This is a genomic window from Paenibacillus medicaginis, assembly GCF_042138635.1.
GTDB classification, from domain to species: Bacteria; Bacillota; Bacilli; order Paenibacillales; family Paenibacillaceae; genus Paenibacillus; species Paenibacillus medicaginis.
This window is the reverse complement of record NZ_JBHIRY010000002.1, coordinates 256,754-279,223: the sequence shown is the minus strand read 5'-3', so window position 1 is coordinate 279,223 and position 22,470 is coordinate 256,754. Positions and strand designations below refer to the sequence as shown.

The 22,470-nt window shown below is 52.1% G+C and carries 21 protein-coding genes; 5 read left to right on the top strand and 16 right to left on the bottom strand.

What is annotated here, in order from left to right:
- Positions 1-64: 64 nt before the first annotated feature.
- Entirely contained in the window at positions 65-328 is a 264-nt protein-coding gene (locus ACE5LO_RS03830; protein ID WP_375356577.1) for a YqhV family protein, read from the bottom strand.
- 154 nt (positions 329-482) lie between these two features.
- On the opposite strand from ACE5LO_RS03830, the gene comA reads away from it, so the two are divergent.
- The 3 genes from comA to ACE5LO_RS03815 all read left to right on the top strand — a co-directional run bounded on the left by comA (position 483) and on the right by ACE5LO_RS03815 (position 2,602).
- On the top strand, positions 483-1,313 hold the full coding sequence (comA, locus tag ACE5LO_RS03825) for a phosphosulfolactate synthase (protein WP_375518731.1): 831 nt from the start codon (positions 483-485) through the stop codon (positions 1,311-1,313).
- A gap of 17 nt (positions 1,314-1,330) precedes the next feature.
- Positions 1,331-2,065, top strand: a complete 735-nt coding sequence (locus tag ACE5LO_RS03820) for a 2-phosphosulfolactate phosphatase (protein ID WP_375518730.1) — start codon at positions 1,331-1,333, stop codon at positions 2,063-2,065.
- Between the two features lie 72 nt (positions 2,066-2,137).
- Positions 2,138-2,602 carry a DUF441 domain-containing protein gene (locus ACE5LO_RS03815; protein ID WP_375518729.1) on the top strand — a complete coding sequence of 155 codons (465 nt, stop codon included), beginning with the start codon at positions 2,138-2,140 and terminating at the stop codon, positions 2,600-2,602.
- A gap of 4 nt (positions 2,603-2,606) precedes the next feature.
- Here ACE5LO_RS03815 and ACE5LO_RS03810 read toward each other — a convergent pair whose 3' ends face one another.
- From ACE5LO_RS03810 to ACE5LO_RS03795, 4 genes are all read right to left on the bottom strand, one after another.
- On the bottom strand, positions 2,607-3,860 hold the full coding sequence (locus tag ACE5LO_RS03810; protein ID WP_375518728.1) for an aspartate kinase: 1,254 nt from the start codon (positions 3,858-3,860) through the stop codon (positions 2,607-2,609).
- Positions 3,861-4,051: 191 nt separating this feature from the next.
- On the bottom strand, positions 4,052-4,609 hold the full coding sequence (gene efp / locus ACE5LO_RS03805; RefSeq protein WP_375356582.1) for an elongation factor P: 558 nt from the start codon (positions 4,607-4,609) through the stop codon (positions 4,052-4,054).
- Between the two features lie 68 nt (positions 4,610-4,677).
- A complete protein-coding gene (locus tag ACE5LO_RS03800; protein WP_375518727.1) occupies positions 4,678-5,742 on the bottom strand; it encodes a M24 family metallopeptidase in 1,065 nt (354 codons plus the stop codon).
- Between the two features lie 94 nt (positions 5,743-5,836).
- Positions 5,837-6,343: a YqhR family membrane protein gene (locus ACE5LO_RS03795; RefSeq protein ID WP_375518726.1), complete on the bottom strand. Its 507-nt coding sequence runs from the start codon at positions 6,341-6,343 to the stop codon at positions 5,837-5,839.
- 253 nt (positions 6,344-6,596) lie between these two features.
- On the opposite strand from ACE5LO_RS03795, the gene ACE5LO_RS03790 reads away from it, so the two are divergent.
- Positions 6,597-7,589: a DUF1385 domain-containing protein gene (locus ACE5LO_RS03790; RefSeq protein WP_375518725.1), complete on the top strand. Its 993-nt coding sequence runs from the start codon at positions 6,597-6,599 to the stop codon at positions 7,587-7,589.
- A gap of 7 nt (positions 7,590-7,596) precedes the next feature.
- Positions 7,597-7,917, top strand: coding sequence for a hypothetical protein (locus tag ACE5LO_RS03785; protein WP_375518724.1), 321 nt, complete (start codon positions 7,597-7,599; stop codon positions 7,915-7,917).
- An 85-nt stretch (positions 7,918-8,002) separates the two neighbouring features.
- Here ACE5LO_RS03785 and ACE5LO_RS03780 read toward each other — a convergent pair whose 3' ends face one another.
- The 11 genes from ACE5LO_RS03780 to ACE5LO_RS03730 form a co-directional block, all read right to left on the bottom strand.
- Entirely contained in the window at positions 8,003-8,959 is a 957-nt protein-coding gene (locus ACE5LO_RS03780) for a patatin-like phospholipase family protein (RefSeq protein WP_375518723.1), read from the bottom strand.
- A gap of 80 nt (positions 8,960-9,039) precedes the next feature.
- The gene (locus ACE5LO_RS03775; protein WP_375518722.1) at positions 9,040-10,629 is read right to left on the bottom strand and encodes a family 10 glycosylhydrolase; all 1,590 of its coding nucleotides are present in this window, start codon (positions 10,627-10,629) and stop codon (positions 9,040-9,042) included.
- A 151-nt stretch (positions 10,630-10,780) separates the two neighbouring features.
- The gene (gene mntR, locus ACE5LO_RS03770; RefSeq protein ID WP_375518721.1) at positions 10,781-11,206 is read right to left on the bottom strand and encodes a transcriptional regulator MntR; all 426 of its coding nucleotides are present in this window, start codon (positions 11,204-11,206) and stop codon (positions 10,781-10,783) included.
- Between the two features lie 219 nt (positions 11,207-11,425).
- A complete protein-coding gene (locus ACE5LO_RS03765) occupies positions 11,426-12,133 on the bottom strand; it encodes a cytochrome c biogenesis CcdA family protein (RefSeq protein WP_375518789.1) in 708 nt (235 codons plus the stop codon).
- Between the two features lie 66 nt (positions 12,134-12,199).
- Positions 12,200-14,209 (bottom strand): methionine--tRNA ligase, encoded by a 2,010-nt coding sequence (gene metG, locus ACE5LO_RS03760; RefSeq protein WP_375518720.1) that lies wholly within the window; start codon positions 14,207-14,209, stop codon positions 12,200-12,202.
- A 578-nt stretch (positions 14,210-14,787) separates the two neighbouring features.
- On the bottom strand, positions 14,788-15,081 hold the full coding sequence (gene yidD / locus ACE5LO_RS03755) for a membrane protein insertion efficiency factor YidD (protein WP_375518719.1): 294 nt from the start codon (positions 15,079-15,081) through the stop codon (positions 14,788-14,790).
- Positions 15,082-15,208: 127 nt separating this feature from the next.
- Positions 15,209-17,449 carry a copper amine oxidase N-terminal domain-containing protein gene (locus ACE5LO_RS03750; protein ID WP_375518718.1) on the bottom strand — a complete coding sequence of 747 codons (2,241 nt, stop codon included), beginning with the start codon at positions 17,447-17,449 and terminating at the stop codon, positions 15,209-15,211.
- Positions 17,450-17,618: 169 nt separating this feature from the next.
- Complete coding sequence (locus ACE5LO_RS03745; protein WP_375518717.1) at positions 17,619-18,893, bottom strand: response regulator transcription factor; 1,275 nt, start codon at positions 18,891-18,893, stop codon at positions 17,619-17,621.
- A 15-nt stretch (positions 18,894-18,908) separates the two neighbouring features.
- The gene (locus tag ACE5LO_RS03740) at positions 18,909-20,717 is read right to left on the bottom strand and encodes a cache domain-containing sensor histidine kinase (protein WP_375518716.1); all 1,809 of its coding nucleotides are present in this window, start codon (positions 20,715-20,717) and stop codon (positions 18,909-18,911) included.
- 38 nt (positions 20,718-20,755) lie between these two features.
- Positions 20,756-21,586: a carbohydrate ABC transporter permease gene (locus tag ACE5LO_RS03735; protein ID WP_375518715.1), complete on the bottom strand. Its 831-nt coding sequence runs from the start codon at positions 21,584-21,586 to the stop codon at positions 20,756-20,758.
- Positions 21,586-22,470, bottom strand: coding sequence for a carbohydrate ABC transporter permease (locus tag ACE5LO_RS03730; RefSeq protein WP_375518714.1), 885 nt, complete (start codon positions 22,468-22,470; stop codon positions 21,586-21,588). Before ACE5LO_RS03730 ends, ACE5LO_RS03735 begins: the two co-directional genes overlap by 1 nt.

Below are 22,470 nucleotides of genomic sequence, written 5' to 3'. Positions count from 1 at the left end.
GATCCAGTCTGATCTTATGACAAGTCTATGCTTGGACCGGTAGAATATGACGCTCGCGTTTCTATCATTTTTTCAAAATACCAAACATGAGGCAGGCGACACCGCAGCCGATCCATATCAGCTTGTCCCATGATAGCTTGTCCGCCATTCCCACGAGACCAATCGTCGTTGTCGCAAGCAGTACCAGCGGCCCCACCATAGCCAGTCCTGTGTTGACTACCAGCGCCTTCTCAACCTGATTCAACCTCAGCATAATTAACGCCGCAGCAATTTCCAGACAGCCCGACAACAGGCGAATCATCCCCATCCCGGCTACGAACTTGTCCAATACCGCTCCCTCCCTCCGCAAACTGAACACGCACTAATAGATAAATATGCAAGAGTGTGAGAAATTAGTTCTCGCCGATTAGGCACCGGGCCCAATCCTCTGGCATATATTGACCCATGAAAAACAGGGATATAATTACAAGGAGGCTTTACCGATGAGAGAAGCTCAATCGGACCGCTGGCATCCGGCACTCCAGGACCCTGCGGGAGGCAGAACTGGCACAGCCGGCGGCACCGGAAAAACCATGGTTATGGACAAAGGGCTCGGACCCAGCGCTTTCAGTGACCTGCTGCACATGTCCGCACCTTATATCGATATGATTAAACTGGGCTTCGGCACTGCGGTCCTGACTCCGGACGATATTCTGCTGTCCAAAATTGACCATGCCAAAAGCCGGGGCATCCTCATAATGACCGGGGGCACCTTTTTGGAAACTGCCTTGGCGTTAGGTTTGCAGAACGAATTTCTGGCCCAGCTCCGGCAGCTCGGATTCAATGGTCTGGAAATATCAGATGGCAGCTTTCCCATGACACGCAAGATGCGGTCCGAACTGATTCTGCGCGGACAGGATATGGGATTCACTGTTATTACGGAGTATGGCAAAAAGCTGGGTGGCCAGCCGCTGACCATAGGACACTTTGTGGAGACGGCAACCATCGATCTTGAGCTCGGAGCCGAACTGGTCATCATTGAAGGACGGGAATCAGGAAGTGGCGCAGGCGTCTATAACGAGGATGGAAGCTTGAAGGAGCAGGATTTCAGGAGCATTCTGCAGTCCATGCCTTTACCCGACAAGGTCATGTGGGAAGCTCCCCGCAAAGAACAGCAGGTTTTTCTGCTGCAGACGCTGGGCCCCAATGTTCACCTGGGCAACATTTCCTTTCAGGACGCGACTGCGCTGGAGGCGCTGCGGAGGGGGCTGCGCGGAGACACCGCCTGCTGGGTGGCGAACCCGACTGCTGATATGGAAGGCAAGCTTAATTGACATGAGGGGGCCTCTGAATGCGCATTGATGTTATCGGAAGTGTCAATGAGGTTATAGCAGAAGAAGCAGCCAACAAATGTGTGGTGGTGATCGATGTGCTGCGGGCGACCAGCACCATCGTCACCGCACTCGCGAATGGAGCAGACTGTGTGGTGCCTGTCGAGACGGTCCCCCAGGCCAGACAATGGAAACAGCCGGATGTGTGGCTTGGCGGGGAAAGGTACTGCCGCAAAATAGCAGGCTTTGATGCAGGCAATTCGCCGGAAGAATATACCTGCCAGGCCGTACGGGGGAAGCGGGTTGTGCTGACAACCTCCAACGGGACGCGCGCTTTTTTTAAGGCCCATCGTGCCGCATGCATTCTCGCTGGTTCATTCCTTAATTTAAGCGCCTGCGCCGAAGCGGTAAAGTCGATCGGCCGCAACACCATGATCATCTGTGCAGGCAGTAAGGACCGGTTTGCATTGGAAGACGGATTATGCGCTGGCTGCATGATTGAGGAGCTTCACAAAACGCTCGGAGAAGATCTGGAGCTGAATGATTTCGGCAAGATGCTTCAATTTGCTTCCCGTCACATCAAGACCGAGCTGGTTCAACTGATTCAGGACTGCAGCGGTAGCCAGCGTCTGAGACAGCTCGGCTTTGATCAAGACATTGCATACTGCACACGCGTGGATCTGTATTCCGTCGTGCCGGCGCTGGACCAGGATCATATCATTCGCCCGCTCACTGCAGCGAGGTTCGCTTCCTAGCTTGTTCTAAACTTCAGAAACGGTGACATACACTGATAACATGACAGATATGGACTGGAGTGTCGCCGCTTTATGAACGGAGAAATCATCCTTGTCATCCTTATTGTCGTCGGCTTGATCGGCCGTTCACCCATTATTACGACCGCCGCCTGCCTGCTGCTTGTCATGAAGCTTGTTCACCTGGAAAGATATCTGCCTTCCATGGAGCGCAGAGGTCTGGAGTTTGGCCTTCTTTTTCTGACCATCGGTGTGCTCGTGCCTTTTGCGCAGGAGAAAGTAGATCTCCGTGACATTACAAATACGCTGACGACCTGGCCGGGCATTGTGGCATTGGCAGGCGGGGCGATTGCCACTTACATGAACGGGAAAGGTCTTGCGATGTTAAAAATAGACCCACAAATGATTGTGGGTCTTGTACTCGGTTCTATTCTGGGCATTGTATTTCTGCGCGGCATTCCTGTCGGGCCTTTGATGGCGGCGGGAATTACCGCTTTTTTGCTGAAAGTGACCCAGTGGATTGCGGACAAGCTGTCTTGACCGCTTACCGGCGGTCCTGTGGCCCTCCGACAAACACCTGCTCTTCCGTGTCCAGATTGTATGCGGTATGCAGCGCTTTGACGACGTCCTGCAGTTTGCCTGCTTCAATGACACAGGATACCTTGATTTCCGATGTGCTTACCATCTTGATGCTGATGCCAAGCTTGGACAGAACTTCGAACATTTGCGCCGCCACACCGGGATGGCTGACCATGCCTGCGCCGACAATAGACACCTTCACCAGATCATCCTCAGTGCTGACCTCCCTGTAAGGAATAACCTCCCGAATTCCTTCCAGGACGCTGACCGCCCGCTGCTGATCCGACAAAGCCACCGTAAAGGAGAAATCCGCCTTACCGTCTTGCACTCCGCTTTGCACGATAATATCGACGTCAATTTTAGCTTCCGCCAGCGCACCGAAGACCGTCGCCAGCACACCGGGAACATCCGCTACCCCCAGAATGCTGATTCTGGCCACATTTTTATCGTATGCAATGCCGCTTACAACTACACCCTGCTCCATAACTGCTTCCTCCTTCACAAGCGTTCCTTCATTATAATTAAAGCTGGATCGTACAATCAGCCGCACATTGTTATGCTTGGCATACTCCACAGCGCGGGGATGAAGCACCGCCGCACCGAGATTGGCAAGCTCCAGCATTTCATCATAAGAGATTTCCTTCAGCTTGCGCGCACATTTGACGATACGCGGATCGGTTGAATAAACGCCGTCCACATCCGTATAAATCTCGCAGGCATCCGCCTTGATCGCAGCGGCCAGAGCAACAGCCGTCGTATCGGAGCCCCCTCTGCCAAGGGTCGTAATCTCACCGTCCTCCGATATGCCCTGGAAGCCAGCCACAATCACGATTTTTTGCTCTTCCAGTGCCTTCAGCACGCGATCCGGACGAATGTCGATAATTCTGGCTTTGCCATGCTCGGCCTCAGTCAGAAATCCGGCCTGCCAGCCTGTAAATGAAACAGCGGAACGGCCGAACTGATGAATCGCCATGGACAGCATGGCAATGGATATTTGTTCACCTGTCGTCATGAGCATATCCATCTCACGGGCAGGCGGCTGATCATTCAGAAGCTTGGCCTGATCTATCAAATCATCTGTCGTATCTCCCATCGCAGACACGACAACCACACACTGGTGCCCTTCGTCCTGCTTCTCAACGATGCGCTTGGCAACACGCTTCATTCGCTCCGTATCCCCTACAGAACTGCCTCCAAACTTCATGACATACAAAGACAAGCTTATTCACTCCCTCAAACTGAACATATGTAGCGCAATCAGGTCGCTTTGCCCACCATAAAGCCTCATATGAGCGGACACAACTTTAATACAGTATAATACGAAGTACTTTGTTGTTCCAATATTTTTGTGATTGCAAAAAATCCCCTGCACCACAAGGGCAGAGGATTTGGGGCTCCAGGGTTACCGGATTAGGCGCGGGACATGTACTTGCCGTCACGTGTGTCGATCAACAGTACATCATCCTGGTTGATGAACAATGGAACCTGAACATTCAGACCGGTTTCCATCTTGGCATTCTTTGTAGCGCCTGTAGCCGTATTGCCTTTAATGCCTGGCTCGGTTTCAGCCACTTTCAGCTCAACACTTGTTGGCAGGTTAATGCCGAGAATCTCGCCGTTGTAGCTGATAATATTCACATTCATGTTTTCTTTCAGGAAGTTCAGCTCCCATTCCAGTTGCTTGCTGGTCAGGGTAAACTGGTCATAGGTTTGGTTATCCATAAACGTATGCTCATCGCTGCTGGCATACAGATAGGACACGCCGCGGTTCTCGATTTGGGCACGCCCGATCGTTTCGCCTGCACGGAAGGTACGCTCTACAGTGTTGCCATTGCGCAGGTTTTTCAGCTTGGAACGTACAAATGCCGCACCTTTACCAGGCTTAACATGCTGAAAATCAAGAACTGTGAAGATATCGCCGTCTACCTCAACGGTCAGGCCTGTTTTAAAATCGTTAACGTTAATCAAAGAATAACCCCTCCTACAGGATCAGTAAAATAAATCCGCACGCAATAAAGTCGTACAGAGATGCAGCTTTAAACGACCGTAAACTGCTTGGCCGATTTCGTCAAAACCCGTATACCGTCAGCCGTGATCACAATATCATCCTCGATCCGCACACCGCCAAGTCCAGGCAAGTAAATTCCCGGCTCGACCGTAACTACCATCCCGGGCACAAGCACATCGTCACTCAGCTTGGACAGTCGCGGAGATTCATGAACCTCCATCCCCAAACCATGGCCGGTGCTGTGGCCGAACTGATCGCCGTAACCATACTTGCTGATGATATCCCGGGCGAGCGCATCGGCTTCGCGTCCGGTCATTCCTGCTTTGATATGTTCCAGAGTATGAAGCTGAGCCTCCAGTACAATATCATAGATTTCCTTTAATTGCGGCTGAAGATTGCCGGTTGCTACCGTACGGGTCAGGTCAGAGCAATAGCCATCCAGCAATGCACCAAAATCAAAGGTGATAAGCTCATTCTCCCGAATGACTTTGTCGCTTGCACGACCATGCGGCATGGCCGAGCGTTCGCCCGAGGCAACAATGGTGTCGAACGAAGAAGATGCCGCCCCATGCTTGCGCATGAAAAATTCAAGTTCAAGGTCCAGCTCCCGTTCCGTAACCCCTGGTTTGATAAGCGGCAGAATGTGTGCGAACGCTGCATCTGCCAAATCGGCCGCACGCTGCATCACTTCAATCTCGCCTTCATCCTTGATCATGCGAAGCTTCTCGATGATGCCGGAAACCGGGACAAGCTTAACCGGCTCCAACTGCCCTGCATAGGTTCCATGGGTCCCGAATGTCACTTGATCCTGCTCAAAGCCCAACTCGCTAATTTGTTCGGATTGGAGCAGCTCCTTCACCGTATCCATGACCTGCGCAGCATGCTCTATTACAGTAAATCCCTTCGCTTGCTCGGAAGCCTGGGTCATATAACGGAAATCCGTCAGGAAAAAGCCCCCTGTTTCTGTAATAAGCACATAACCGGCCGAGCCTGTAAATCCTGTCAAATAGCGGCGGTTTACAGAGCTTGTGACCAGCATGGCACGCAAGTTCCGCTCTTCCATTGCCTGACGCAGTTTCAATACTCTCTCCATCGGCCAGTCCTCTCTTTCACCTTCAAGAAATCACCAAATGCTATTTTAACACAAGCTGCGGCCGCTTGAGAAGTTTTTAGTTGCACCTGTCAGCTTACACTGCGTGCTCACGCAGCCGCTCATCCGTAAATTCAAACGCAACCGTATAACCGATAAAAAGCCCCCACAGCAAAAAAACGCAAAATTCGGAAACCAAGGTATCCCATGTAAGCTTTGTAACCGGTGGGAACATTCCCAGCCGCGGTCCGGCCCACACAAACAGCACCGTCCACCATACTGCACCGAAAATGAGACCAGGGTAGGGTCCTTTTAGCTTCCGCAGCAAAGCAGTATAAAGGAACGTTGCAATCATGGAGAACACGATAAAAAAAAGCAGGCCTGTCAAGTGTCCGACAGTGCTCTTCATGAACGAATGCTTGAAAAAGGGCTCCGCAAGAAAACCGGGAAGAACGACGGTAAAGTGCAGAATATAAAAAAGCCAGCGCACCAATCCCCAGATTAATCCGGCAAAAAAGCCGAGCTGAAGAGAAAACCGGAGCGGTGAAGTTAGCCCTTGTCCCGTCGGATGCGCACTGCGATCTCTTTTTGTTATCGAGCTCATACCGAATCTCCTCCGCGTTCTGTGGCTTAAGAAAATCGTATCTGTGTTTCTAGTATGTACAATCCGCGGCAGCTTCATTAGGAAATGTCGTCACCTGTCACAACTAGCAATCGTCTGCAAAATTCGATACAATATAAGGGATCAAATTTAATCTGACAGAAGGGCTGCCCTGCAACACTTTTTGCAGTATACACATTAATTAATTCAGGGAACATAGGCAAAATGATATTCCCGGAAACGGAAGGTGAACCGGTTGTCTCAAGCATCCAAGCCCGTCAGTTATGGTGGCCAGGCGGTTATAGAAGGCGTGATGTTCGGCGGCAAGCGGGTCAATGTCACGGCCGTCCGCCGCAAGAACGGTGACATAACTTTTCTGGAGGTGACCCGCCGGGACAGTCCGCTGGTCAGCAAGCTCCGCAGAGTTCCGCTGCTGCGCGGAATTGTCAGCATTATTGATGCCAGTGCCAAAGGCACGAAGCATCTGAACTATTCGGCTGACGCCTACGCTGAAGATGAGATGGACCCGGAAGAACGGGCCGCGCAGCAAGAGAAGGAAGATTCCAAATGGAGTCTGAGCATGATCATCGGTGTTGCCGCCATCGGAATTCTGTCGTTCCTGTTCGGCAAACTGGTATTGACGCTTGTACCTGTCGTTGTAGAGGATTTTCTGTTTGGCAGTCTGTTCACCAGTCAAATCGGGCATAACCTGGCCGAAGGCGTGATCAAGCTGATCCTGCTGCTCACCTATCTGTGGGGAATTTCCCAGACCCCCATGATCAAGAGGCTGTTCCAGTATCACGGAGCAGAGCATAAAGTGATAAGCGCCTATGAGGCAGGTGTCGAGCTGACGCCAGAGAACGTACAGAAATTCAGCCGGCTTCATTACCGGTGCGGCAGCAGCTTTATCATGCTTACCGTCATCATCGGCGTCATTGTATATTCTTTGTTCACTTATGAAAATATATGGGAACGTATGGGGCAACGCATCGTCCTGCTCCCGGTTGTACTGGGCCTCTCCTTCGAGTTTCTCAAGCTGACGAATTCGCTTCGTGAAGTCCCGGTATTGCGTTACTTGGGTTATCCGGGTTTGTGGCTTCAGCTTCTTACGACAAAAGAACCGAACAATGATCAAGTGGAGGTCTCCATCGCTTCTTTCCAACGGATGCTTTCCCTTGACGCCGAGCTGGAGAAAGCCCCTGTAGAGGAAAGGTTGAGCAGCCCGTCTCTTGATCCTGTGAAAGGATGAGATAAATATGAGCAAACAGGCATTCGTATTTTGGGGGTTCATCGCGCTGGCCATTGTGGGAACGGCAGTCTCCATTATCCGCGGGGATTACAGGATGCTGAGCGTGCTCCTCATCCCGCTCATCGTCTTCGGCATCGTGCTGCTGTTGTATAAATTCCCTCCTGGTCGGGGCACCAAGACCCCAAAAATCAAACCTTCCGCAAAAACGATGGCCAAAGCGGCCGGAGGCCGCAAGCCGACAGCAGCCAAGAAGCGCAAGGAATATCCCTTCTATGTGATCGAAGGCCAGAAAGGGAAAAATAATGACGATGTGCCCAAGTATCACTAACACGGCACAAACATAGCAAGCACCTGACCGTTTCCTAAACGGTCAGGTGCTTTTTTTTGCTGCTGGTTCACACAAAAATCCGCTCTTACGGAAGCTTCAGTTTTTTGAACTGCAGCTGATAAGAAGTGATGCTCCAATTGCGAAAGAAGTCATTGCCCGCCTGCAGACCTGAAGCGTACAGCATCTCGCTCTGCTCGGGAGTGATGTCGAATTGGGTCGTCCGTACGCCGTGCGTAGGGATTTTCACCGTACGAAAGCGGTTCTCCTGCTCGATATAACGCTCATCATGCGCCGAGAGCATCGTATCAATAATGGCCTGCAGCATGCTGAGCGGTCCGCGGATAAATGAGGTTTTGGTGTCGTTTTTTCCGACCATTTGAAAGCCTACCGTCGGAATGGCTTCGGCCGTCTTTGCCCGCTCCTGATCAAACAGCCACAAGGGCAGATTGCTTAACATGGCTCCGTCCACAATAAAAACAAACTGTCCGGCAAAGGGCTTGCCCCTGGCCTTTTTGGCATTCAGGCGCAGCATCACCGGATCGAAAAAATAAGGAATGCTTGTACTCATACGAACCGCTCTGGCTACCTCGAATGAAGACGGTTCCACATTAAAACGCTCCATATCGTCCGGCAGCACCATAATACGCCCGTTGGTAATATCGGAGGCTACTAAACGAAGCTTGCCTGGAGCAAGGTCGCCAAAGCGCCGGATTCCCTTCGCTTTTAACAGCCCTCTAACCCACTGTTCCAGAGCCTCCCCCGAATAAAGCCCTTTCTTTAGCCAGATCCGGGCGGCAGGTCCAACCCATTTTGCGTTAAAAAGAGGGGAACGGTGCAGCAGCCTGACAAAAGGAGTCGTTTCAATAACCTCCTTCATCTCCTGCGCCGTGTAACCCGCCGCAACCAGAGAAGCTACGATGGCCCCAGAGGATGTTCCTGCCACCCGGTTAAATTCGACTCCGTTTTGTTCAGCCGCATTCACAGCGCCGGCCAGGGATATGCCTTTCATTCCACCGCCTTGAAACACCGCATTAATCAGCATATGAATAACCCCCGTTCTCTCCGCAGCAGTTGACAATCGCTACACTGCTTATGTATGAGCACGGGGGCCAGTTTATGACCTTATTCGTTATAATAAGACTGTAAAAGCGTAATAAGTCCGAGCGGGTTTTTCCGCAAATACTGTGCACTGAAGAAAATATCGCCTTTAACCCCGGAATAATTCTCATTCCATTTTAACTGGTCAATAATCTGCTGCGCGGTCTGCCAGCCCTGTTCCGAGGTTCCGAGCTTGTATGGGGCATGACCGACATAGAGCTTGACGTTCGTTCCCTCTACCTCGTCGGACCACCAGGAAACGAGCTTATCATAGGCGGCCGCAGAAAAACCGATGCTCCAGTAAATTTGCGGAGCGACATAGTCCACCCAGTCTTCCTTGATCCATGTACGGACATCAGCATAAGTTGTACCATAGGCCGTAACCCCTGCGCGTGTGTCGGAGCCTGTCGGATCATCCGCTTTGTTGCGCCATACCCCGAACGGGCTGATGCCGAATTGCGAGTCCGGTTTGGCCGCATGAATCGCTGCTCCAAGCTCCTTGACGAAACGGTTGATGTTATCCCTGCGCCAGTCCCCCTTATTCAGACCACTGTCGTTATAAGAGGCATAAGTGGAGTCATCATTAAAGGTCCCGCTGTAAGGATAAAAGTAGTCGTCCAGGTGCACGCCGTCGATATCATACTGGTTCACAACCTCCATGATATCATCGATAACCTGCTCTCTTGCGGCAGGGATGCCCGGGTTGATATAAAGCTGAGACCCATTGTTCACAATCCAGTCAGGATGCTGAACCGCAACATGGTTAGCCGCAAGCCCTGCCGTACTGGCGGTTGTGCTCGCTCTGAACGGGTTGAACCATGCGTGAAATTCCATTCCCCGTTTATGTGCCTCCTCAATCATAAAAGCAAGGGGATCATAACCCGGCGATTTTCCCTGTACACCGGTCAAATATTTGCTCCAAGGCACCGTATCGGACGGATAGGTCGCATCCGCACTTGCCCTTACCTGAACGAAAACAGCGTTGATTCCCATACCGGCGAGATCATCCAGCAGGCTGGTAAATTCCTGCTGCTGCGCAGCCATGCTGTTCTTTGTCGAAGGCCAGTCCCCATTTACAGTGGACACCCAGGCCCCTCTCATGGACTCGGAAGCGCCAACCTCCGTCCCGGTTTCATTCTGCTCCCCGGAAGCAGGAACGTTAACGTTTGCTCCGCTTGACAGGGTTATCGTCCTTGCTGCGGCATCCCAGTTCACTTTCAGCCCCAATTCTTCCCCTATAAAACGAAGGGGCACCATAGCTCTTCCATATTTCATTTCCACAGCACTGTCCAGCGGCACGTTCGCTCCGTCAACGATGGCCGAGCCGGAGCCGGCAGTCATGGACAGCACTTTGCTATTGCCGGTGATGGTTACCGTGGATGTGGGTTGCGACCACCCCACCTGTGCGCCCAGTCCCTGGCTGATCACTCGCAAAGGAACCATGGTGACATTGTCAGCCTGCTTTATGTACGGCGATACGTCTGAATCCAGCTTCGCTCCATCCAGATAGATTGTGATGTCCCTGGCCGGGGTCGCCAGCACCCGCCATGACTCTGTCTGCAAGGTCAGCACCACCAGCAAACCGACGATAAACCATTTCAAAAAACGCTTCATGCTCGAAAACCTCCAAAAGCTTGTCTTGTCCCTTTTTCACGCTATGTATATGCAGCGCTCTCTATTTATATAATGGATAGACGTAATTTGCCAAAGGATGTTGCGCCAGCAGCAAAATAAAAAGCATCTGCCCCTGCGGACGGATACCCGTTTAAGATTCTTCAGCCGTTTCTTTCTGAAGGTCGCGCAGCTGCTGCAGCCTGGTCGCATCCTGTTCAAAAAACTCGACCAGCGTTTCAATGCAAGTGATGGAATCCCAGCTTAAATGATGCTCAATGCCCTCCACATCCTGGTAAATATGCTCTTCACTGACCCCGATCATGCCGAGAAACTGTTCAAGGAGATGATGGCGATCCACCAGACGCTTGCCGACCTTTTTTCCTTTCGGGGTAAGGATCAGCCCCCGGTATTTCTCATACACCAGGTAATCGTCCTTGTCCAATTTTTGAATCATTTTGGTGACTGATGAAGGGTGGACCTCAAGTCCTTCCGCAATATCCGATACACGGGCATAGCCCTTCTCATCAATGAGCTTGTAAATCCTTTCCAGATAATCCTCCATGCTAGGCGTTGGCATCTGCTTCCCTCATTTCTATTATTCCAACCATCGCTTGTCCGCCGTATGACTGCTTAAATAATGATACATGTTCTCATTACCTATTGGCAAGTCCTGCCCCTTTACCCCTTGTATGCCCACGTTTGCCGGGATTCATGCGGCGAACTAAACAGCAAAACGCTCTGCGCGAGCTGATCGCAGAGCGTTTGTTCGTGCATTTTCCAAAAGCTCAAATTGTTATTACATAAGCCATTCAGGGTTAAAGCGCTGCAGGAACAAGGAGAGCCTGCTCCAGTGATCCGTCAGCAGCAGCATGCCGGTGGCAAGCAGCATCAATCCGCCAAGCTTCATCAGCACCGAGCTGTAGCGGGCCTGGGGCCGGATTTTCCCGGCGTAGAAAGCAAGAATAAAGAACGGTAGCGCGAAGCCGGCCGCATAACCTGTGACGAGCAGAAACCATGTGCTGTGCTCAACCGCAGCCAGGGCGATAATCGCCGTCAGCATGGGACCGATGCAAGGGGACCAGCCGGCCGCAAACCCAATCCCGACTGCAAAGGATCTTATATAACCGGCCGGCCTGCGGGCTGTGGACAAGCGATAATCCTTCATTAAAGGCAGGGGTCTCAGCCAGCCGAGTGCAACAAGACCCATGGTCATCATCAGAAGGGCCGAAATCAGGCGCAGCCCGTCCTTGTGCATGTAAAACCAGGACCCGAGCAGACCGGCCCCTGCTCCAAGCGAATAAAAAACAGCCGAGAATCCCATGACAAAAGCCAGGGTATGCGTAATCGTACGAACACGATGCTCGTGGGATGCCACCTTCTGCACAGGTGTAAAGTTCAGCCCTGTAAGATAAGACAGATAAGCAGGGTACAAGGGAAGACTGCAGGGAGACGCAAATGACACAAGCCCTGCCGCAAAAGCTACGCCGATATGGATATCCAGAATGTTCACCCCGCTTGTATACTCACTTAATGTGAGCATACGCTCCCCTGCCGCTGAATATGAGAGATATTACTTCACAATCGCACCGTTAGGCATGCTGTCAGGCACGGTTGCAAGCGTGAGCTGATCGCCCTGGGAGGCGGCAAGGATCATGCCTTGCGACAGCTCTCCGCGCAGCTTCACAGGCTTCAGATTGGTGACGCAAATTACCTTCCGGCCTACCATCTCCTCTGGCGTGTAGAACTTCGCAATGCCCGAGACGACCTGACGTTGCTCGTAACCGAGATCAAGCTGCAGCTTGAGCAGCTTGTCAGCCTTTTTGACCGGCTCGCAAGCAATGACCTGGGCTACACGCAGCTCCACCTTGGCGAAATCCTCGATCCCGATCTCTTCCTTGCTCTCCGGCGCTTCCACCGGAGCGGCAGCGGCTGGTACTGGCGCTTCGGTGGAAGCAGGCTTGGCGCCTCCTGTCATGGCCTCCACGATAAATGCAACCTCCTGCTCGGCGTCCAGACGCGGGAAGATCGGATCTCCTTTATGCAACTGTGTGCCTTCGGGAATAAGTCCGAACTGCTTGCCGCTGTCCCATGTAGTAAGCGCCCCTTCCGTCAACCCGAGCTGCTCCCGGATTTTGTGCGGCGCGCGGGTGAGGTACGGCTGCAGCAAAATGGACGCAATGCGCAGGCTTTCCACCAGGTGGTACATAACGGAAGCCAGCTCGCGACGCTTGCCTTCATCCTTGGCCAGAGCCCATGGCTGTGTTTCGTCAATGTATTTATTGCTGCGGCTGATGAACTGTCCAATCGCTGTCAGGGCGACGGAAAACTCCATCTTTTCCATTGCCTCTTCAACCTTGGCATAAGTCGATCCAGCCATCTTCTCAAGGGCCGTGTCAAACTCCGTAACGCCCTGCTCATAAGCCGGCACCTTGCCACCAAAATATTTGTCAACCATCGCAACGGTACGGTTTAGCAGATTGCCCAGATCATTGGCCAGATCAGAGTTGATCCGCTCTACGAAGCTCTCCGGCGTGAACGTTCCGTCCGCACCGAACGGCACCTCGCGCAGCAGATAATAACGCAGCTCATCCAAGCCGTAACGGTTGATCAGGGTCACCGGATCAACGACATTGCCTTTGGACTTGGACATTTTGCCATCCTTCATCAGCAGCCAGCCATGCGCGAACACTTTTTTCGGCAACGGCAGATCGAGTGCCATCAGCATGATCGGCCAGTAAATCGTATGGAAGCGGACGATTTCCTTGCCGACAATGTGCACATTGGCAGGCCAGAATTTGTCATACAGCTCCGTATTGGACGATCCGTAGCCGAGGGCGGTAATGTAGTTGGACAAGGCATCGATCCACACATAAACTACATGCTTCGGATCTCCTTTTACCTTAACGCCCCAGTCAAATGTCGTCCGGGATACGGCCAGATCCTCCAGCCCAGGCTTGATGAAATTGTTGATCATTTCCTTTTTACGGGATTCCGGCTGGATAAAGTCCGGATTTTCTTCATAGAATTGCAGCAGACGGTCTGCATATTTGCTCATACGGAAGAAGTAGCACTCCTCCTTCACCAGCTCTACGGAATGCCCGCTGTCCGGGCTTTTGCCGCCGATCACGTTGTCGGCTTCGTCCTTGATCACATCGACAAGCTGGGTTTCCGTGTAATACGTTTCGTCCGGAATGCTGTACCAGCCCTCGTATTCACCCTTATAGATATCCCCCTGCTTGAGCAGACGGTCAAAAATGTCCTGTACGACCGTTTTGTGCCGCTCTTCTGTCGTGCGGATAAAATCGTCATTGGAGATGTCCAGCTTTTTCCACAAATCCTGGATGCCTGCCACGATATGATCCACGAACTGCTGCGGGGTTTTGCCGGCTGCCGCCGCTTTTTGCTCGATTTTTTGCCCATGCTCATCCGTGCCTGTCAAATAGCGGACCTCATACCCGCGCAGTCTTTTGTATCTGGCCATGGCATCACCAGCGACCGTAGTGTAAGCATGCCCGATATGCAGCTTGTCGCTCGGATAATAAATAGGCGTCGTAATATAAAACGTGTTCTCATTCGCCATACTTTTCCCTCCTGCAGTTTTGTTCAATTTCGGTTTTCCAGTCTCGGGATACAGGGCTGCAAAGCAGTGAGCCGACAAAAAAGACCCCCGCCCCTTATGGGGCGAGAGTCTACTCACGCGTTACCACCCAATGTTCTCCGCTTCCTCGCAGAAGACGGACTCCACCGGTCCATTCAGACCGTCCATTAACGCTGGAACACGCTACTTGCTTACGCCGGCAAAAAAATGCGGTCGCTTGCAAGCAGTTCCTCCAGGACCATCTTCGGACAGCCCCCCAGACCGGTTTGCAGCTGCCCCGGCTCTCTGTACTGGACGGTGTGTCTTACTTATCCCTTCACTGGAAAATCATATTAGAGGTTGTTCAAAAAATCATCTTTTGATCACGAAGTAAGTCAAGAAGCGAACTCGACATCGAATCTTGAATTCAGCCGGGCCTTCCGGTGCTCACGTACTCCAAGTACGCTCCGCTCCTCAGTCCCTGGCTTCATCCAACCTTCTCGGTGCTAAAAACCTGACTTTTTGAACCGCACTATTACTCAAAATATAGCGAAGCGATGATGCTCTGTCAAGTTTAGCCCTTATTCCTGGGGAGAAGGCCCGCCTTGCTTGCTGCTCCCCTCTTTGCCGTTTGCCACGGTCGGCGGCACGGGATCATAACCGCCGGGATGAAACGGATGGCATTTGCCAATACGTTTTGCAGCCAGCCAAGAGCCGCGGACTGGGCCGTGCACCTCGATCGCCTCCAGCGCATACGCCGAGCATGTCGGATAAAAACGGCAGGTCGGGGGCTTTAACGGAGAAATGACACGCCGGTAGAAATGGATCGGTCCCTGCACCAGCCTGCGGGCCAATATTCTTTTTCCGTCCGCCATAACCTTCCTCCTCTGCGTTCCATGCAAGAAAAGCGCCCCGGGCCGGATTCACTTGTGAACCCCTACCCGGAACGCCTTTACAAGCCTGTAAAAAGTGACTTTTTAACGGTGGATGCTTGCTGATTGTTTATTGTTGCTTGTATTCAGGCAGCGGCTGGATCAGCAGATTAACAGGCAGATTGCTGCCAGCGGCTGCAGTAAAGTGAATTTCAACGCTTTCGGCCATATGTCCGGTACGGTACAGAACGCTGTTTTCATTCGGCGCCTTTACTCCACTATTGTTAGCGACGGCTATAATTTGATTATTAACCATGGCATAACCGGAATACAAGCCTCCGCGCGGATTGAACGTAATCAGGGAGTATGGCGCAACATTGGTCAGTCTGATTTTGTACAATACCCCGAAGTTGCCGGCGTTGGAGGCCGCAGAGCCGTCAATGCCGTCCGTTCCGATCAGGTTCGGATCCACATTGTTGTCTCCGATGACGATGCGCTGCGCTTTTCTTCCAACCTCTTCCGTGTACTCGATCGAACGGTCGGCATTCATATACGTACCACGGTTATGGATACCGTCCTTGTCAAGCTTCGGCAGCGTCTGGAACGCCACCAACGGATCGGCAGACTCTTCAACCATAATTACAGTATATTGCACCGGCTGGTCCGAATTCAAATCCGACAGCAGGGAAATGACCTCATCAGGCTTCATTTTGATCGCACTCAGATCCGGCAAAATCACTCTGCTTTCGCCCGGATTCAGCACCGTAGTGGAGCGTTTGGTGCCGTCGGTCAGGGACTGCAGATAACGCATCGTCCCTAGCTTGCCCGCAGCGGTGGCAAACGGGCTAGGTCCCCCGAAACCGGATGCTTCCACGTTAATGGTGGCAGGGAGCATGTTGTTATTCGTGGCCACCACGTACATTTTCACATTGCGGCCCGTTTCATTGACATAATGGGCCAGAATCCGCTGGCTGCCTGTGCCAACCTCCTGATAAACGATTCCGTCCTGGAACACCCGCTCCGGACTGTTCGCCCGGATCAGCAAGCGTGGTCCGGAAGTCGCGTTAGCCGGCACAGTTTCCATTTGTGGCACTTCACTGCCGTCAAATTCATACAAATCACCATACGGCGTGAACAGCTTGTTGAAGTCGTCTTCTTCATACAAGGTTTCGTTCTTAATCGTAATGGTCTGCGTATAAGTGCTTGTCAGCCCCATCTGGTCCGTTACAGTCAGGGAGATTTCCTTCTCCCCAGGCTCGAAGAAGGCAAGCTTGTTGTTCACCCATTCACGCTTCTGAATACGGTTCTCATCATCCGTACTCAGATCGGTATAGGTGATTTTCTCACCCATCATATATTCCTTTTTGTCTGTCGTAAACATGGCGACAGGCGGCTGGTTCTGCGGTCTGACCGTGATGGTCTGCGAGTAAGGATCACTCCACTGGCCGGAGGAGTCCTGAACGGAATAGGTAATCGTATAAGTACCCGGCTCCTGGAACACATCCTGGCGTCCTTCCCAGCGCTCGTTAACAATCGGCAGCCCTCTTGGAGAAGAGGATTGGGTCAGGTATGTAACCTGAGTCTGTGTAGCATAAATATCTGTGCTCGGTTTGGTCGTAAATGAAGCGACAGGCTTTGAGACCAGATCGAGAATAACCGTTTTATTGACATTATCCACCGTGTAAGGAATGTTCAAAGCCTGGGTAATCGATGTCAAAGGAACCATGAATACGTTTTTCTGCTGGAAGGCCGGCCCCTTCATTTGTTTAGGCTCACCGTTGACAGTGTAAACCTTGCTGTCCGTTTTGAAACGAAGAACCTGTGCTCCCTGGGTAATGACCGTTTCCTTGGTGGCAGTATCATAGTAAAATTGCAGTCCAACACGGTTAACGAGCGAGCGAATGGCAACATAGGAAACGCCATCCTTTACAGTCATCGGCTGGGTGGCCGTATAAACCTGTCCGTCCTGCACCATTTTGGCGCTGTTCATGTACAGAATAAGCTGATTGGCTGAAGCAGGAATATACACATCGTCCGTAACGCTGGTATTACCCGGTGCATCTTCCGTATTCTGTCCCCCATCCTCAACAGAATCTGTAGAATCTGTAGAATCTGTAGAATCTGTAACATCTGTAGAATCCGTGGTATCTGTCTCTTCTGAAGTCAGAGCATTCTCATCAGCGCTGTCATCGATGCTCCCGGTTACGTCAGCCACATCGGTTGCTTCTGCTTCAGCACCTTCATTCGTTGCGTTTACCTGCTGATCACTGATCTCGGATGCTCCTGTAACCGGTGCTGCGGCTGCCGGCATAACCACCGCGGCCTGGGATACGGCCAGTGCAGTGAGCATCGTCCATTTCTTAAGATTCATTCTCTGTCTCCTTCTATTACCAAATTCTTGGCTTCCCCGTAAAAAGTCATACTATTAGACGCTGGTGTTTGTAAAAAGTTGCTGTGAATTTTGCCGAAAAAGTAAAAAGAGGAACTTCTGTGGAGAAAGTTCCCGATCCTCGAAATGCAAAAGAATGGCAGCCGACGCATCATCCTGTCGCATGCACACCGGCACGCAGCCGGTCACGGTACTCCGATGGCGTCAGCCCGAAATGCTTGTGAAACACTTTGGTGAAGTATCTTCGTTCCCGGTAGCCCACAGCCGAGCAAATCGCTGTAATGCTGTAACTCGTTCCCGCGAGCAGCGCTTGGGCGGCAGCCAGCCGTTCCCGGGTTACATACTCCAGGAAGGTCATGCCGCAGCGGGTTTTAAACAGATAGCAAAAATAGCTGCCGCTAATGCCGATGTATTCCGCCAGCTCCTCCACCGACAGGTCCGAAGCCAGATGGGCGGCAATATATTGCTTGGCCGTCTCAATCGCATCCCCATTTTGGCGGCCTCCGCCATATTCTTCGCCGGTCAGCAGACACAGCCGCCCCCCCGGCTGCAGCTGAACATGCCTGGAAGCATGGTATACCGCAGCCAGATCCAAAATCTGCAGAGGTCCCGGATGTGCGAGTAGCCGGCCTTCCATCCCTGAATCGGCACAAATGCTGGCGAACTGCTCGGCAATTTCCTGCAAGCCTGCAGGCTCTGACAGCAATTCTTTCTGTAAGACGCTCTCTATCGCCACGCACCATTCCCCTTCCCGTACCTGGAACACGAACGGGCTTACAAAACAAGTCTGCAAGATGGCCTCCAGTCGTTCCGACATCTGCCTGTTCCATTCTCTTTTGCGGTCAACGTTCCACTGCCGGGTCTGATCAAAGTACATGCAGGCTTCCGCCACGAAAAGCGCGTACGGCTCCCCTTCCTCCGCCAGAGAAATAGGTGGGGAAGACGTGCTCCAGGCTTCTCCTGTAAGCACCTCCCTGATCCGGTTCCGCTTGACCCAGAATCCGATTTCCTGATTTCTCGCCTGCAGCTCGGACTCTTTTTGCTTGCGCAGGGTTAACTCGGCGGCAAGTGATTTCAGCACATCTTCAAGCATGCCATAATCTATAGGCTTGGTGATATATTCTCTCACCCCATACTTGAGGGCCGTTCTGGCATATTCAAACTCCTGGTAGCCTGTCAGCAGAAGGACTTCACTGTCAATCCCCCGCTCGCGCAGCTCGGCGATGAAGGTCAGCCCATCCATGACCGGCATGCGGATATCGCAAAGGATCAAATCAGGCTTGTTTTGTTCCGCCAACCGCAGTGCGTCCCTCCCATTGCCGGCCGTGCCGGAGATTTCAATGCCCATGTCGTGCCAGGGCAAAATGCTCTCCAGATTATCAAGCACAGGTCTTTCGTCATCCACCAGTAGTGCTGTTACCATCATGCTTCCTCCCTCCGCTTAGCCATACTTCGGTATTTTACAGCGTATGACGGTTCCTGAGTCTTTATGGGAACAAATGAAAATCCCGTAATCGAGCCCATATTGAATCCGGATTCTGTCGGCAACATTGCGTACCCCCAGACCCCGCTGTTCGCCAAACCACCGGCTGCCAGCTGCCGAATCATCCTGTTCCCTGATCATATATTGGAACGTCTCAAGCACTTCGGGAGAGATACCGGACCCGTTATCTGCAGCTTCAAGAATGATGTCCCCCTGCTCTTCCCACACGGCAATGTGCAGCACTCCGCCGCTCGTTCTGCCTTCAAAGCCATGCTGGATCGCGTTCTCCACCAAAGGCTGCAGCGTTAGCTTCAGCACCAGACAGGCTCTGAGCTCCTCCGGTATGGAAATCTCGTACGTGAACAAACCGGAGAACCGGTATTGTTGAATTTCAAGATAGCTCCGCAGATGGCTGATTTCCTCAGCCAGCGTAATTTCCTCCCTCTCCTGAATGCTGGTGCGCAGCATGCCAGCCAGGCGGATGACCATCTCACTGACCTTGCGCCCCTCTCCCCTGACCGCCAGGCCATTGATGGATTCCAGCGTGTTAAACAGGAAGTGGGGCTTGATTTGCGCCTGCAGCACACGCAGCTCCGCCCGTGCTTTCTGCTCCTGCTCGGAGCTGATTTTGGCAAACAAAATGCCAATTCTGTCCATCAAGGAATTAAAGCCCTCCCCGAGAACACGCAGTTCAGCCTCTTTTCCGGGTTTGACCCGTGCACTTAAATCCCCTTCCTCCACCCTGCCCATAAACCGGACCAGAACGGCGATATAACCGGTGATGCGGTTCATGAACAGCATGTTGAACAGGACGGCGGCGGCAAGACAGACAACCATGAAAATAATGAACCAAAAGGCGTACACAGAGGATTCGGCAGTGAGGGAGCTCCATGGCGTCACAGATATGAGACTCCATGGGTAGTCTTTGAGATGATAGATGGAAATCATGCTTTGATCCCCCTGAAAGGGAGTTCTGTAGCTTTCATATCCGCTGCCGTAACGGAAAGGATGCTCCATAAGGTCAGACATGTTTTTCCCGCTGTTAAGCCCTGTCTGATCATATACGATCAAACCCTTGTTATTAGCAAGCATGAACGTCGTGTTCCCTGTCGGCTCATTCAGCCGAAGATTGCGGAAAATCCGGTCAAACTGCCAGTTTTTGATCTGCACCACTAATATGCCGATGTTCCGGAAATGCTTCAGCTCCTTGACTAACCGGATCTGGGTGAATACCGGCTCGGAGCCGGTGAGCTCGGGATATTCATAGGGAGCGATCCAGACCGGATTCCCGTTCCTGGCCATGACCTCCTGATATAAGGGATGCTTCTTGAAGCTTTCAAACGGAAGCGCTGTAAAGTCTTCTTTCGTAAAAATGGACACCATCCCGGAGGACATCCCGTTCCCACGCAAATTATAGAGGTAGGCATAGCTGATATCCGGATAGTTGTACAGCAGGTTTCTGAAGCTGCGCTGACTGTCATTAAGCGTCAGTTGACCGTCGGTATTCAGGTTCTGCTTTTCCGGATCATCGGCGTACAGCGCCATATGAAACACCGCAGTCGCAATCCCGTTATCCGTTACCTTGTTCATTTCCTCAAAAACGCCGGTCAGGCTGTAGCTGATGGCCTTCAGCGCATACTCGGCCTGCTCGCTGTATCTGCGCGCCGCCGCATCCGACGAAACCCACAAGGTCAGCGCACCCAGCAGGCACATAGGTGCGATGATAAGCACGATAAAAGCGGCAAAAAGCTTCATGCGCAGCGTCATGGCGTCCCTCCTTGCGGATCAGGCGTGCGAAAGCGGGGTTATCCTTTGACACTACCTGCTGTCAGGCCTTCCATAATTCGTTTTTGCAGCACGGCATACATCAGCAGCACAGGCAGAATGCTGTAAACGATGCCAGCCGACATTTGGGCATAATTCATCTGGTATTGGTCTCTGAACTGGACCATACCAACAGGCAGGGTACGCAGCTTGTCGGTCGACAAAAAATAATTGGCGAGTAAAAATTCATTCCAGTTGCCGAGGAAGTTCACGATAAATACAGTGACCATGGCGGGTACCGTTAGAGGCATTACAATTCTAGCAAAAATTCCCGGAGCCCTCAACCCATCCATGACCGCAGCTTCCTCCACTTCCGAGGCCAGCGAACGCATGAACGCCGCCAGCACAATGACCGTAAATGGAATCGCATTCGCAATATACGGAATAATGAGGGCCCAATGGGTATCGAGAACGCCCAGCCTGCGGACGAGCAGGTAGATCGGAAGCAATAAAGAGTTATTGGGAATGAGCATGCCGATAAGAGCAAGGCCAAACACGGCACTGCCAACTCTCGGATAGCGCATCCGGGTCACCGCGAAGGACAGCATGGAGCCGATCAGAATGGACACCGCCGCGCTCAGTGCGGAAATATACAGGCTGTTCAGGAAATAAACGCTAATCTTCGCCTTGACCCATACCTCCACATAATTGGACAAGACAAATTGATTCGGGATGCCAAAAGGATTCAACGCAATCGCGTTATTGTCCGTTTTCACAGAAGAGAAAAGAACGAACAGGAACGGAAACAGAATCACCAGCAAATACAGCATCAGCAGCGTGTGCGGCAGCCAAAGCGTTCTCGCCCTTTTCATCAGAATTCAACCCTTTCACTGCGCCTTGCAAAAATCATGTGGTACAGGACCGTCAATACAAGCGTAATGGCAAAAATCAGCACAGCCACCGTGTTGCCATAGCCGTATTTAAAATTGGTGATTGCATATTTGATCATATAAGTAGCCAGTACGTCCGTGGAGCCGGCCGGACCGCCTTTGGTCATGACGATGACGATATCCGCCGCCTTCATCGCCCCAGCGATCGAAAGCATCACAACGACCGAGATGATGGGACGGATCAGGGGCAGAATGACATGGACGGACTGCTGAATACGGCTGGCTCCATCAATGGCTGCGGCCTCCCCCAGCTCCCTGGGAACAGCAAGGATGGCCGCCAGCACCATCACGATATAAAATCCGGTCCACTGCCACGCGTTCGTAATCAAAATGGACAGCATCGCGTACTTTTCGTCAGACAGCCAAAATACGGGGCCGATGCCGAGCAGATCAAGCAGCCGGTTCATCAGGCCGATATTCGGTTCATAGATGAAGCCCCACAGAATGCCGATCACGGCCGTCGACATAATCGAGGGCAAAAATACGGCCGTTTTATACAGTCCCTGCAGCCGTCTGACGTTTGCGATCAGCAGGGAAAACACGATAATCAGCGGCACCTGAATGCCGATGGAAAAAACGATGAACCAGAGGTTGTTCAGGGCCGAGCGCCAGAAGCGCTCATCCCCCAGCGCCTTGATATAATTTCCCGCTCCGATCCACTTCGGATGGGCCGAAACCCCGTTCCAGCTCGTAAAGCTGTAATAGATCGAACTGAAAATCGGATAAATGAAAAACATGAAAATAAGCAGCACAGCCGGAAAAATGAATGCAATATATACTGCGGGATTGCGCATCGCCTTGTTCAT